This is a genomic window from Paenarthrobacter sp. UW852, assembly GCF_024608385.1.
Taxonomy (GTDB): domain Bacteria; phylum Actinomycetota; class Actinomycetes; order Actinomycetales; family Micrococcaceae; genus Arthrobacter.
In genome coordinates this window covers 64,097-77,032 of the sequence record NZ_JAMSGY010000012.1, presented here as the reverse complement: position 1 = coordinate 77,032, position 12,936 = coordinate 64,097, and the positions used below count along the sequence as shown (strand labels likewise).

The 12,936-nt window shown below is 64.7% G+C and carries 14 protein-coding genes; 13 read left to right on the top strand and 1 reads right to left on the bottom strand.

Annotation, left to right across the window (positions count from 1 at the left end):
• Positions 1-17 precede the first annotated feature (17 nt).
• From NEK97_RS18105 to NEK97_RS18065, 9 genes are all read left to right on the top strand, one after another.
• On the top strand, positions 18-752 hold the full coding sequence (locus NEK97_RS18105) for a response regulator transcription factor (protein WP_284987777.1): 735 nt from the start codon (positions 18-20) through the stop codon (positions 750-752).
• On the top strand, positions 739-1,959 hold the full coding sequence (locus tag NEK97_RS18100) for a sensor histidine kinase KdpD (protein ID WP_257371123.1): 1,221 nt from the start codon (positions 739-741) through the stop codon (positions 1,957-1,959). The genes NEK97_RS18105 and NEK97_RS18100 overlap by 14 nt, the downstream gene beginning before the upstream one ends.
• A gap of 83 nt (positions 1,960-2,042) precedes the next feature.
• On the top strand, positions 2,043-3,587 hold the full coding sequence (locus NEK97_RS18095; protein ID WP_257371167.1) for a molybdopterin-dependent oxidoreductase: 1,545 nt from the start codon (positions 2,043-2,045) through the stop codon (positions 3,585-3,587).
• Positions 3,588-3,645: 58 nt separating this feature from the next.
• Entirely contained in the window at positions 3,646-4,872 is a 1,227-nt protein-coding gene (gene glp, locus NEK97_RS18090) for a gephyrin-like molybdotransferase Glp (RefSeq protein WP_257371122.1), read from the top strand.
• Positions 4,860-5,390 carry a cyclic pyranopterin monophosphate synthase MoaC gene (moaC, locus tag NEK97_RS18085; RefSeq protein WP_257371120.1) on the top strand — a complete coding sequence of 177 codons (531 nt, stop codon included), beginning with the start codon at positions 4,860-4,862 and terminating at the stop codon, positions 5,388-5,390. Before glp ends, moaC begins: the two co-directional genes overlap by 13 nt.
• Entirely contained in the window at positions 5,387-5,890 is a 504-nt protein-coding gene (locus NEK97_RS18080; RefSeq protein WP_235521817.1) for a MogA/MoaB family molybdenum cofactor biosynthesis protein, read from the top strand. The genes moaC and NEK97_RS18080 overlap by 4 nt, the downstream gene beginning before the upstream one ends.
• Positions 5,880-6,335 (top strand): molybdenum cofactor biosynthesis protein MoaE, encoded by a 456-nt coding sequence (locus NEK97_RS18075; protein ID WP_257371118.1) that lies wholly within the window; start codon positions 5,880-5,882, stop codon positions 6,333-6,335. The genes NEK97_RS18080 and NEK97_RS18075 overlap by 11 nt, the downstream gene beginning before the upstream one ends.
• A 52-nt stretch (positions 6,336-6,387) precedes the next feature.
• Positions 6,388-7,146, top strand: a complete 759-nt coding sequence (dapB, locus tag NEK97_RS18070; protein ID WP_257371117.1) for a 4-hydroxy-tetrahydrodipicolinate reductase — start codon at positions 6,388-6,390, stop codon at positions 7,144-7,146.
• 3 nt (positions 7,147-7,149) lie between these two features.
• A complete protein-coding gene (locus NEK97_RS18065) occupies positions 7,150-7,638 on the top strand; it encodes a hypothetical protein (protein WP_257371116.1) in 489 nt (162 codons plus the stop codon).
• Here NEK97_RS18065 and NEK97_RS18060 read toward each other — a convergent pair.
• Positions 7,614-8,849: a DUF1624 domain-containing protein gene (locus NEK97_RS18060; RefSeq protein ID WP_257371115.1), complete on the bottom strand. Its 1,236-nt coding sequence runs from the start codon at positions 8,847-8,849 to the stop codon at positions 7,614-7,616. The two genes, NEK97_RS18065 and NEK97_RS18060, sit on opposite strands and share 25 nt — an antisense overlap.
• Before the next feature lie 99 nt (positions 8,850-8,948).
• Here NEK97_RS18060 and NEK97_RS18055 point away from each other — a divergent pair, with 99 nt between their 5' ends.
• The 4 genes from NEK97_RS18055 to NEK97_RS18040 are packed head-to-tail and all read left to right on the top strand — an operon-like array spanning position 8,949 to position 12,873.
• Entirely contained in the window at positions 8,949-9,284 is a 336-nt protein-coding gene (locus NEK97_RS18055; protein ID WP_257371114.1) for a hypothetical protein, read from the top strand.
• A gap of 39 nt (positions 9,285-9,323) precedes the next feature.
• The gene (locus NEK97_RS18050; protein ID WP_257371113.1) at positions 9,324-10,184 is read left to right on the top strand and encodes a carbon-nitrogen hydrolase family protein; all 861 of its coding nucleotides are present in this window, start codon (positions 9,324-9,326) and stop codon (positions 10,182-10,184) included.
• A 58-nt stretch (positions 10,185-10,242) separates the two neighbouring features.
• On the top strand, positions 10,243-11,175 hold the full coding sequence (dapA, locus tag NEK97_RS18045; RefSeq protein WP_235521825.1) for a 4-hydroxy-tetrahydrodipicolinate synthase: 933 nt from the start codon (positions 10,243-10,245) through the stop codon (positions 11,173-11,175).
• Positions 11,176-11,181: 6 nt separating this feature from the next.
• Entirely contained in the window at positions 11,182-12,873 is a 1,692-nt protein-coding gene (locus tag NEK97_RS18040; RefSeq protein ID WP_257371112.1) for a ribonuclease J, read from the top strand.
• Positions 12,874-12,936: the final 63 nt, after the last annotated feature.

Here is a 12,936-nt window from a genome sequence, read left to right as displayed (position 1 = left end):
AAACCTATGCTGAAAGCGTGACCACAAATACGGCATCAGCAATGGACCCGGGAAACCGCCGGGTCCTCCTGGTAGAGGACGAACAGACCATCGCCGATGTTGTCCGCGACTACCTGCTGAAGGCAGGCTTCCAGGTGGACATGGCTGCGGATGGCTTCACCGCGCTCAAGGTTGCAGCGTCCCGGCAGCCGGACCTGGTGATCCTGGACCGCATGCTGCCCGGACTGGACGGTGTTGAGGTCTGCAGGCGGCTGCGCCAGACCATGAGCGTACCGGTCATCATGGTCACGGCCCTGGGAACCGAAGACGATCGGATCCTTGGCTTGGAGATGGGCGCCGACGACTACGTCACCAAGCCTTTCTCGCCCCGGGAACTTGTTCTTCGGGTCAAGTCGGTCCTCCGCCGCAGCGTCAAGGAGTTTGCCCCGGAACCATCGGTGGAGGCCGCCGGACTCGAACTCGATCCGGCGTCCAGGACGGTCACCCACAACGGCAACCCGTTGGCCCTGACGGTCCGTGAATTCGACCTCCTGGCGTTCCTGATGCGCAGGCCAAACCAGGTCTTTAGCCGCGAGGAACTGATCAAAGCCGTCTGGGGTTGGGACTTCGGAGACCTCTCCACCGTCACGGTGCATGTCCGGCGCTTGCGGGAGAAGATCGAAGCAAATCCCACCACGCCCGAACTGATCAAGACGGTCTGGGGCGTTGGTTACCGTTTCGATGACACAGGAGGTGGGCATGGGAGGCAGTGAACTGTGGACCATCCTCGCCTGGGTCCTGTTGTGGGCCGTCCTCATCGGTGCCACCACATTGGTGCTCCTCCGGTTGCTCCGCCGCGCCTCGGTGCTCACTCAGATTTTCCTGGTGGTGGTGGCAACCGTAGCTGTCTTGGTGGCCGGGATGGTCAGCGCCTTCAACGCCATGTTCATTTCCGCCAGGGACCTTGAGGTGATGTGGTACATCCTTGCCACCGCCTCGGCTGTTGCCGTTGCACTCTCCCTGATGCTCGGCGCGGGGGTGTCCCGTAACGCGGCACGGTTGGTGGATGCGGCCCGCAGGCTGGGGCGGGGCGAAACCCTGGACAACACCATGGAGGCCCGCCGGGGGAGGGCTCCCGCCGTGACCTCCGAGCTCGCCGAACTTGCGCAGGAACTGGAAGCAAGCAGCCGTAGCCTTGCCGAGTCCAGGGAACGCGAGGCCGCCATCGAAACGGCCAGGCGCGAACTCGTGTCCTGGATTTCGCACGACCTCCGCACACCGCTGGCCAGCATGCGCGCCATGACCGAAGCCTTGGAGGACGGCATGGCGGCCGATGTCCCCGGCTACTACCGGAAGATCATCGGGCAAACCGAACAAATGACGGCCATGGTCAATGACCTCCTGGAATTGTCCAAGATCCAGGCGGGCAGCCTGCAGCTTCGCGCCGAACCACTGGACCTCTACGACCTCGTCAGCGATGCCCTCTCGGACCTGGCCCCGTTGGCAGCGAAGCGGGGCATCAAGCTCGACGGCGGTGGGGACCGTGAGTGCATGGCCGTCGCCGACGGGCCAAGCCTGGCGCGGGCCATACGGAACATCCTTTTGAACGCCATCATCTACAGCCGTCCGGACAGCGACGTGCATGTGAGCGTCGGGCGGGACAACGGGAATGCCGTGGTCGCAGTACAGGACCAGTGCGGCGGTATCCCCGATGCCGACCTTCCCCACCTGTTTGAAACCGGCTGGCAGAAGAACCCGGCGCGCGGAACCACCGCGGAGTTGCAGGGGAGCTACAGCGGTGCCGGCATTGGCCTGAGCATGGTGGCCGGAATCGTCAAGGCCCACGGAGGAACGGTGGGCGTCACCAACCTCGACGGCGGTTGCCGCTTCGCGCTGTCGCTCCCCGCCGGATCCACCCGGGATGGCAGCCCGTCGGCCTCCGCCCTTACTTCAGTTGACAATCGCCCAGGAGGCGCATGATGGGCATGCCCAGCAGCATGAACAAACCCAGCCCGCACGTGGACCCACCGGATCCCGTAACGTCCCTGCCGCGACGAGGCCGTATGCGCCCCCGCCTGTGGGCTGCGGCGGCCGGTGTGGCCGCAGGGGCAGCCGGGATAGCAGCGGGGGAACTGACTGCGGGCCTGGCAAGCCCCCTGGTCTCTCCAGTGACCGCCCTGGGTGGCGCTGTCATCGATGCCGTGCCACCGGGCGTCAAGGACCTGGCCGTGGAATTGTTCGGCACGGCCGACAAGATCGTGCTCATCGCCTCCATCGGACTGGTCGCCGGGATCCTTGCCGCTCTGGCCGGAGTCCTGGAGCACCGCAGGACCGGATGGGGCCTGGCACTGGCAGGGCTGGCAGGCGCGGCGGGGCTGACCGCCGTCGTTACCCGCGCGCAAGCAGGACCGCAGGCTGCCCTCGCGCCCATCGTTGCGGCCGTGGTCACCATGCTGCTGTTGCGCACCCTGATCCGTAGATTGACCACCTGGGCCCCCTCCCGGGGGACACCCGGGCAGGACGAGGCGGATCCCGCGCCCTTGGCCCGGCGCAGCTTCCTCAACGCGCTCGCCGGGACGTCCATCGCCGCCGTCGTGGCCGGAACGGTGACCGCTGTCCTGACGCGTGCCACAGCGGCCGCATCTGGTTTCCGCAGTACTTTGAAGCTCCCACAGCCCACGACACCCCGCCAAGCCATCCCCAACGGCGCGGCACTGGCCGTGGACGGGATCAGCCCCCTGGTGACGCCCAATGCCGACTTCTACAGGATTGACACCGCCCTGACGGTTCCTGCCATCGACCCACCCTCGTGGAAGTTGAAGGTCACTGGAATGGTGGAGCGGGAAATCGAACTGGATTTCGCGACCCTCCTCACCAAGCCCATGACGGAGCGGCACATCACCATCGCCTGCGTGTCCAACAACGTCGGCGGAGACCTCATCGGCAACGCACTCTGGCTGGGCTGGCCGGTCCGCGAACTCCTAACCATGGCGGGTCCCAAAGCCGGCGCGGACATGGTGCTGTCCACCAGCAACGACGGCTGGACTGCCGGTACGCCCCTGGAGGCACTCACGGACGGCAGGGATGCACTGCTGGCCATTGGCATGAACGGTGAACCATTGCCGCTGGAGCACGGCTTCCCCGTACGCATGATCGTGCCCGGACTCTACGGATATGTGTCCGCCACCAAATGGCTGACCGAACTGAAAGTCACCCGGTTCGCCGACGACATCGGGTATTGGACCCCCCGCGGCTGGAGTGACCACGGACCCATCAAAACCCAATCGCGAATCGACGTACCCCGCAACGGCCGGACAGTTAAGGCAGGCAAGGTGCAGTTCGGCGGAGTGGCTTGGGCCCAGCATCGGGGCGTCAAACGGGTGGAGCTGCGCGTTAACCGGGGTCCGTGGCAACAAGCCACCCTGGGAAACGGTATCTCCACCGACACCTGGTACCAGTGGCAGCTCGGCATCGACCTCACAGCCGGCGACTACGAAGTCCAGGTGCGGGCCACGGATTCCACCGGTGAACCCCAGACAGAAGACAAGGCTCCCGTAGCTCCGGATGGTGCCACCGGCTACCACACAATCAGCGTCAAGGTGGCCTGAGGACCTAGTCTGGGTACGTCCGGGTAATTCCCGCACGTCAAAGTAGCCACACAGGAGGATGTCCGTGCCCCGATCTGTTGCAGCCCATCGGCAGGCCGTGGTGGAACTGCTGACCACTGCGAGGGCTGCCAAGGGCAACCTCCGCCTGCCCTTGCTCCAAGCACTGGGGCAAGCGCTCGCCGGTGACGTCTACGCACCCCTCTCACTGCCGCCGTTCCCCAACTCCCAAATGGACGGATTCGCCGTTCATTCAGAAGGGATTCCCGACGGCGGTGCGGAGCTCAGGGTCGCGGCGCCCGTCCCGGCAGGTGCCTCGCCAGCGCCACTGAAGGCCGGCTTCGCGGCCCCCATCATGACCGGTGCCATGATCCCGGAAGGGGCCGACGCCGTCGTGCCCATTGAAAAGGCAACGCCGAACGTCTTTCCCGAGCCGGCCGCCGAAGACGCTACCGTCCGGCTCCCACCGGTGGCTCCCGGAACCTATGTTCGACACAGCGGCAGCGACATCGAAACAGGCGGCTTGGCGCTGGCCGCCGGTACGCTCCTGGGGCCTGCCCAACTTGGCTTGCTTGCTGCCTTGGGCCTGGACACCGTGGAGGTCCGTGAACCATTCCGTGCGCTGCTGGTCACCACTGGTGATGAAGTGGTGGAACCCGGGCAGGAACTGGCGCCCGGCAAGATCTACGATTCCAACGGAACGCTCCTTGAAGCCTCCATGCGCCAAGCCGGCATGGACGTGACGCGGACGGGCATCTCCGACGACAACCCCGACACCCTCCTGTCAGTCCTCCACCGCTACACCCAGGATCCCCGGAACCCGGTGGACATCATCGTCACCACCGGTGGCGTGAGCAAAGGCGCCTACGAGGTAGTCCGCCAAGCGATGTCCGGCCAGCCAGTGGATTTCCTGCCGGTCGCCATGCAGCCGGGCGGTCCACAAGGCCTGGGAACCTTCGAGGGGACACCCTTCCTGGGCTTCCCCGGAAACCCCGTCAGCTGCCTCGTCTCCTTCGAGATGTTCCTCAGGCCCGCACTTTCCCAGGTCCAGGGAACACCAGCGACCCGGCCCGTGCAGATAGCCCGCCTCGCTGAGCCACTGACCTCACCGGACGGCAAACACCAGGTCCGACGCGGAAGCGTGGGCACGGACGGCATACTGCGCATGGAAGGCGGGGCCGGTTCCCACCTGGTGCACGCCCTGGCCCGCGCCAATGCCCTGGTCCAGATCCCCAGCGACGTCACGGAACTCGCCAAAGGGGACGAAGTGGAAGTATGGATGCTGTGAACCACACTCCCGAAAACCCAGCAGGCCTGACGCATCTCAGGCAAGACGGCACCGCACAGATGGTGGACGTCTCCGAGAAAGCCGTAACCACGCGTGAGGCCACCGCCACGGCTACTGTCCGCAGCACCGCCGAAGTCCTGGCCCTGCTGGGTGCCGGCGAACTTCCCAAGGGCGACGCCCTCGCCGTGGCGAGGGTAGCGGGGATCATGGCGGCAAAGAAGACCCCCGAACTGATTCCGCTATGCCATCCCTTGCCGATCTCCAAGGTCACCGTGGACTTTGAGCTGGGTGCGGACTCCGTGGGAGTCCTGGCAACGGTCAAGACCCGGGGCGTCACCGGCGTCGAAATGGAAGCCCTGACTGCCGCGTCGGTTGCGGCGCTCAGCGTCTACGACATGATCAAGGCCGTCGACAAGCATGCCGTCCTGGACGATATCCGGGTGCTCGCCAAGAGTGGCGGAAAAAGCGGCGACTGGGACGTTTCCTCCGAACCACGGCACGGGGAGGCCGGGGCATGAGTGCCTGCGAGCCCAACGCGCACGGACCGCGGAAGGCCGGCGTCGTGATCGCGTCCACCCGTGCCGCCGCAGGAATCTACACGGACGAGACCGGGCCGATCATCCTGGACTGGCTGAACGAGCACGGATTCGACACTTTTCCCACCATGGTGGTGCCGGACGGTGAACCTGTAGGTGCTGCCCTGCGTGCCCTCCTGACGCAGGAACCCGCAGTTGTCATCACCAGCGGCGGCACGGGCCTCAGCCCGGACGACCGCACGCCGGAGATGACGCTGCCACTCCTTGACCGCGAAATACCGGGCATTATGGAAGGCATCCGGCGCGCAGGTGCTGCGAAGACGCCCATGGCCATGCTGAGCCGCGGCCATGCAGGAGCGGCGGGAAAATCGTTCGTCATCAATCTTCCCGGTTCCCCCAAAGGGGTCATGGATGGGCTGGCGGTCCTGGACCCCGTGATCGGGCATCTCTGTGAGCAGTTGGAAGGAAACCATGGGCACTGAAACAGACTTCGAGGTTGTCAGCGCTGTCCTCAGCGCCGAGCCGATTTCCGTGGACCAAGCCATCAGGGCAGTGGAATCGGAAACTGCGGGTGCGGTGGTCAGTTTCAGCGGCGTCGTTCGTAACCACGACGGCGGCAAAGCTGTTGATCGACTGAGCTACAGCGCGCACCCCACGGCCCACCAGGTGATGTCGGACGTGGTGGCTCAGTTGGTCGCGGAGCACTCCGGCGAAGCCAATCAACCCGTGCGCATCTGGGCCGCGCACCGGATCGGCATGCTGGAAATCGGTGATCCCGCGTTGGTGTGTGCCGTTGCGGCCGCCCACCGGGGCCAGGCGTTCGCCGTCTGCTCGGAACTGGTGGACCGGGTCAAGGAGCAGGTGCCCATTTGGAAAGAGCAGTTCTTCAGTGATGGCACGGTGGAATGGGTCGGCGCAGGGGAGTAGGCGCAAGGTAACGGTTCCCGCCCGTGCCCGGCCCGGCGGTAGGGTTAAACGCATGACCGAACAACTTGCTGTTGCAGTGCTGGGCGCCAACGGGCGTATGGGAATTGAAGCCGTTAAGGCTGTTGAAGCAGCCGAAGACATGAAGCTGGTGGCCGCTTTGGGCCGCGGCGATTCCCTGGACAAGCTGCTCGACGCCGGTGCGCAGTATGTTGTTGATCTCACCGTCCCGGACATCACTGAGACCAACGTCCGGTTCGCCGTCGAGCACGGCATCCACGCCGTTGTGGGCACCACAGGCTGGAACGCCGACAGGCTGGAATCCCTCCGCGGACTACTGGAGTCCAAACCGGAAACAGGCGTGCTGATTGCCCCAAATTTTGCCTTGGGCTCGGTGCTGGCATCCGCCTTTGCTGCCAAGGCCTCGCAGTACTTCGAGTCTGTTGAAATCATTGAGCTGCACCACCCCAACAAGGTGGATGCTCCTTCCGGCACGGCCGTGCGCACGGCCCAGCTGATCGCCGAAGCCCGCCAGGAAGCAGGGGTGCCGGCCAGCCCGGACGCCACCGAGACGGCATTGGACGGTGCGCGTGGTTGCGACGTGGATGGGGTACGGGTGCACAGTGTCCGCCTTCGCGGCCTTGTTGCCCACCAGGAGGTCCTCTTTGGCGGTCCCGGCGAACAGCTGACGTTGCGCCACGATTCCTTCGACCGGGCCTCTTTCATGCCCGGCGTCCTTCTTGGACTGCGGAAGGTGGCAGCCAATCCCGGCCTCACGGTCGGCTTGGACGGCTACCTGGATCTGGGACTCTAGGACATGGGAAATTTCTGGACAGCACTGAAGAAGAACCGCACCAAGATCTGGGTAGGTGCCATCACCTTGTTGCTGGTGCTGTACCTGGTGGTGTCCGTCCAACGCTCCTTCCTCCTGCTCGGCGATCCCAACCTGGTGGCCAAGGGCATCGGTGCCGCCTACCTGGTCCTGCCCGTGGTGGGCGCGTGGGCGCTCATCCGGGAACTGCTTTTTGGTGCCCGCACTGAGCAGATGGCCAAGGTCCTGGAAGCCGAAGGCGGGTTGCCGGAGGACACGCTTCCCCGCACACCCGGCGGCAGGATTATCCGGTCCGCTGCGGACGCAGAGTTCGAAAAGTACCGGGCGGAAGCCGAGGCCGCCCCGGAAGATTGGCGCTCCTGGTTCCGGCTGAGCTGCGCCTACGACGCCTCCGGTGACCGCAAGCGGGCCCGCGCTTCCATGCGGGACGCGGTGAAGCTCTTCCGTTCTCAGCCGACTGTCGCCGGACGGTAGCTGCCCAGCCTGGACGCTTGGTGGGCCACCCACTCAAGTGGCCCCCGCCGTCGGAGTAAGGCGAAGCAGCTGCCGATGATGATCGCGGTGATCGCTTGGGCCCAGTACATCCCTTCAGGGGTCCAGCCGGCCGGCAGTGGCCTGTCGGTGAACCCGGAGACCACCCACACATGTGCGGAGTACAGGCTCAACGTCATGGCTCCCGGACCGCTGAGCAGGACCAGGAAGTTGACCTTTGCCCGCTCAGCCACTGCGCCAAGCAGCAGGCACAACCCCACGACAGCGGCCGCCGTACCCCCGGTGTGCAGCAGGTCCAAGGTGGTGCCCGCGTGTGGCGCCGCGGTAGCCAGCCACCACCATGAATCGACTTGCTGAAGGCCCGTCAGGTTGACCTGCAGCATGCTGTCCAAGGGGTACCCGCGGGTACCGGGGAGCGCCTCCAAGGCAGCCCTTCCGCCCCACGATTCCATGGCCAGGATGCCGACCGTTTTCGCAAGGACGGCTACAGCGCTTCCGCCCGCCAACAGCAGGACCTGTACCTTCGCCGTCGTGAGCGCCAGACGGCCTATGGCAAGCCCCAGCAGCAGGTACGACATCCACTGGAACACGGGGTAGTAGCCGGTAAAGAAGAGATCGGCCAGAAGCCGTCCCGGTGTCTCCAGGTCCTCAACTTTTGGGTTGTGGCCCAACTGAAGGGGAGGGTTCGTGTCCAGCAGCAGGGGGCGGACCAGGTACGCCAGGACCGGCGAGGCCAGGATCCAGCCCAATGCCACGAAGCAGAGGGCTTTCAGGCGCAGGCCCAGGAACGGCAGGACGCAGAGGAACAAGAGAGCGTAATGGACCAGAATCACTGCGACGTTCACATCAAGCCCGCCCAGGACAAATCCGACGACGGCAATCACCAGGGCGCGCATGGCCACTCCGCCCCGTGCCGCCCGCAGTACGGCGCCGCTCCACGGCTGCTCTTTGCCTGTGCTGAGGGCCAATCCGACGCCGGCCAGCACAGCGAAAAGGGCCGAGGACCGACCTGAAAAGACCAATCCCACGAATGTCGGATCCCACCGTGGGGGAGGCCCGAACGTCGGCATCAGGTGGGTGGACATCATGCCCAGCAAGGCCGCGCCCCGGGCGGCGTCGATCCCCTTGAGCCGGGCTGAAACCGGGCCGGCCCCCGCGGCCTCCTGCTGAGGGGCCGTCCCGTACGAAGTCATGCAGCGATCGTCTCATAGCCGCTGCGCGGCAACCCGACATGGAGCAGCTGGCGCCGAGTGGCCCTTGTCTTCGAATATATGTTCGAATAGCATTACGGCATGAACGATGTTCCAAAGCCGCAGGACCGCCTGTGTGGACCCATGAAGGCAATGAGCCCCGGTGTGGTCGACTTCCTGTTCAGGCAGCTTGTCACCGGCGAACCACCGGAGGACACCCAGTGGCGGAGCGAAGGTACGGTCCTGGCCGAGCAGATGCCGGGAGCTGAGCTCGCCCGCAGGCTGGCGGATACGGATCTTGACTCGCTCACGCCCATTGAACTCTTCGAGTACGTGCGGGCCTCCCAGCGGCTGGTGGCCTGGGCGGAGCAACTCAAGGAGCGGGCTGTGGCGCAGTATTGTTCGGAGCAGCCGGCCCGGACGTCCGGATCCGCCTGACGTTGCCGGTCCGGCTGTTCGCCGGACTACGATGGCCCGGTGACCCAAGCGCACCCGCAATTACCGTCCCCGTCGACCATGCCACGGCCCACCGGGCCTGCGCCAGCGTCAGCAACGCTGCTGGCCGCCGTCGTTCAGTACGAAGCGCTGGGAACAGGCAGCGGGGGAGCGGCAGTCGCTCGGAACGTCGCTGCCCACGCGGAGCTTGTAGAAAAGGCCCACGCTGACGGCGCACGGCTGGTGCTGTTTCCAGAGCTCTCCTTGACGGGCTATGAGTTGGACTCATTCGATGCCCCGGAGCATGCGGGTGGGCGTTCGGCCTGGCTGACTGACGGCGATACAAGGCTCCAGCCTCTTCGGGATGCCTGTGCCAGCACCGGGACCACGGCAGTGATCGGTGCAGGCTGGCGGGAAGCTGACGGCACTCCACGGTTGGCATCACTCATCATCGGACCGGATGGCTCCCTGCGACCGGCCTTCAAGACCCATCTGCATGGCGCGGAGCGTGAGCTGTTCGTCGCCGGGAACGGCCCCGAAATCATGGAAGTGGACGGCTGGCGGGTGGCTCTTGCCGTGTGCGCCGACGCCGCCCAACCGTCCCACGCCGCAGCTGCCGCAGAGTCAGGGGCCGACGTCTACGCAGTGTCAGCCCTGTACGTTTCCGGCGAGGAATTGCGCCTCGGACTGCACCTGGGTTCCCGGTCCATGGACCACCGGATGTTCGGGCTCCTGGCCAATCTTGGCGGGACCACTCCAGTGGGCGCTTCCTGCGGCCTCAGTGGCGGGTGGGGTCCGGAAGGTGCGGCCCTGGCCAAGGCAGCCGGCACGGGAACCGAAACTGTCATGGTGAACCTGGCCCGCTCCAGCTTGCATGGCTACAGGTCTGGCCCTGGCGCATGAGGACCATCACGCGGAACCCATTCTTGTAACAAGCCGCTGACAGGGTAACGTTTTTCTTATGTCTGACTTGCGCGCCCACAATCCCGCCCTTGGTACCCTGCTGACCGCCATGGTCACCCCGTTCACCGAGGACGGCAAGGTTGACTACGACCAAGCCGCGGCGCTGGCAGAGAAGCTCGTCCAGGACGGTTGCGACGGCCTCGTCGTCACCGGCACCACTGGCGAGACCTCCACCCTCACCGACGATGAAAACCTTGGCATGTTCCGTGCCGTCAAAGAAGCCGTCGGTGGCAAGGCAGCCATCATTGCCGGGACCGGCACCAACGACACCGCCCACTCCGTGCACCTTTCACAGCGTGCAGCAGAGGTAGGCGTTGACGGCCTGCTGATCGTCACCCCTTACTACAACAAGCCCAGCCAGGCGGGCGTCCGCGCCCACTTCGAGACGATTGCCTCCTCCACGGACCTGCCCGTCATGCTCTATGACATCCCGGGCCGCTCCTCCATCGCGATCGCCCCCGAGACCATGATCGGCCTCGCGAAGCACCAGAACATCGTGGCCGTCAAGGACGCCAAGGCCGATTTTGCTGCAGCGACGCGCGTCATGGCAGAAACAGACCTGGTCTTCTACTCGGGCGACGACGGACTGACCCTGCAGTGGATGGCGCTCGGCGCCGTTGGGCTGGTGGGTGTCACCACGCATGTGGCCACGCGCCGCTTCCGCGAATTGATCGACGCCGTCAATGCCAACGACCTCGCCACGGCAAGGGCCATCAACTTTGAACTGGAACCCGTGGTTCGTGGAACCATGACGCGGGTCCAAGGCGCAGTAGCCGCCAAGCAGATTCTCAAGTGGCAGGGAGTCCTGCCCAACTCGGTTGTCCGTTTGCCCCTCGTGGAGCCGGACGCGGCCGAGATCGACATCATCCGCGGGGATTTGGCGGAAGCCGGAATGGACTTCGACGTCCAGGACGGTTCCGCCGGAAAGTAGCAAAATATGACCCAAACCGCCCTTCCCGGACTGGTTACTCCGCCGAAATTGCCCAAGGGCACGCTGCGGATTGTTCCGCTCGGTGGACTGGGAGAGATCGGCCGCAACATGGCCGTCTTCGAAATCGACGGCAAGCTGCTGGTCGTTGACTGCGGCGTGCTCTTCCCCGAGGAGACCCAGCCCGGCGTCGATTTGATCCTGCCCGATTTCTCCTACATTGAGGACCGGCTCCAGGACGTCGTGGGTGTCGTGCTGACCCACGGACACGAGGACCACATTGGTGCCGTTCCCTATCTGCTGCGCCTTAAAGCAGACATCCCGCTGATCGGTTCCCAGCTGACGCTTGCCCTGGTGGAAGCGAAGCTCCAGGAACACCGGATCAAGCCGTATACCCTCACCGTCACCGAGGGCCAGGTGGAGCAGTTCGGTCCCTTCGAGTGTGAATTCGTGGCCGTCAACCACTCCATCCCGGATGCCCTTGCAGTTTTCATCCGAACCGCGGGCGGCAACGTCCTCCACACCGGTGACTTCAAAATGGACCAGTTACCGCTGGACGGCCGCATCACTGACCTCAGGCACTTCGCGCGCCTGGGCGAAGAAGGCGTGGATCTGTTCATGGCCGATTCCACCAACGCGGACGTTCCTGGGTTCACGACGGCCGAGAAGGAAATCGGCCCCACCCTTGACCGTCTGTTCGGCCAGGCCAAGAAGCGCATCATCGTGGCTTCCTTCTCCTCGCATGTCCACCGCGTGCAGCAGGTCCTCGATGCTGCGGCCAAGCATGGCCGCAAGGTGGCGTTCGTTGGCAGGTCCATGGTCCGCAACATGGCCATCGCCGCGAAGCTTGGGTACCTTGATGTGCCGGACAACATCCTGGTGGACATCAAGAACATCGATAACATGCCCGATGACCGCGTGGTCCTGATGTCCACAGGTTCACAGGGTGAGCCCATGGCGGCACTTTCCCGCATGGCCAACGGTGATCACCGCGTGATCGTCGGCAAGGGTGACACCGTTATTCTGGCATCGAGCCTCATCCCGGGAAACGAGAACGCCGTCTTCCGCATCATCAACGGCCTCCTCAAGCTCGGGGCCGACGTCATCCACAAGGGCACGGCAAAGGTCCACGTCTCGGGGCACGCCGCCGCCGGCGAACTGCTGTACTGCTACAACATCCTCGAGCCGCTCAATGCCATGCCGGTGCACGGCGAGACCCGCCACTTGATCGCCAACGGCAACATCGCCCTGGAGTCGGGGGTGCCCTCAGAAGGCATCATCCTGAGCGATAACGGAACCGTCATCGACCTCAAGGACCACAAGGCGGACGTCGTTGGCCAGGTGGAGGTCGGGTTCGTCTACGTTGACGGCTCCAGCGTCGGCGAAATCACCGACGCTGATTTGAAGGACCGACGCATCCTGGGCGATGAGGGATTCATTTCCATCATCACGGTGATCAACCGCACCACGGGCAAGATTGTTTCGGGTCCGGAGATCCATGCCCGCGGCGTGGCCGAGGATGATTCCGTCTTTGACGAGATCATTCCCAAGATCAATGCCGCGCTGGAAGATGCCGTGTTGAACAACGCCGATCACACCAACCACCAGTTGCAGCAAGTGGTGCGGAGGATTATCGGCACCTGGGTCAACCGTAAGCTTCGCCGCCGGCCCATGATCATCCCGGTGGTCCTGGAAGCTTAAGCTTCGAGAGCCAGCAACATGCATGCCCAAGGGGGCCTGAAATCCGCGGATTTCAGGCCCCCT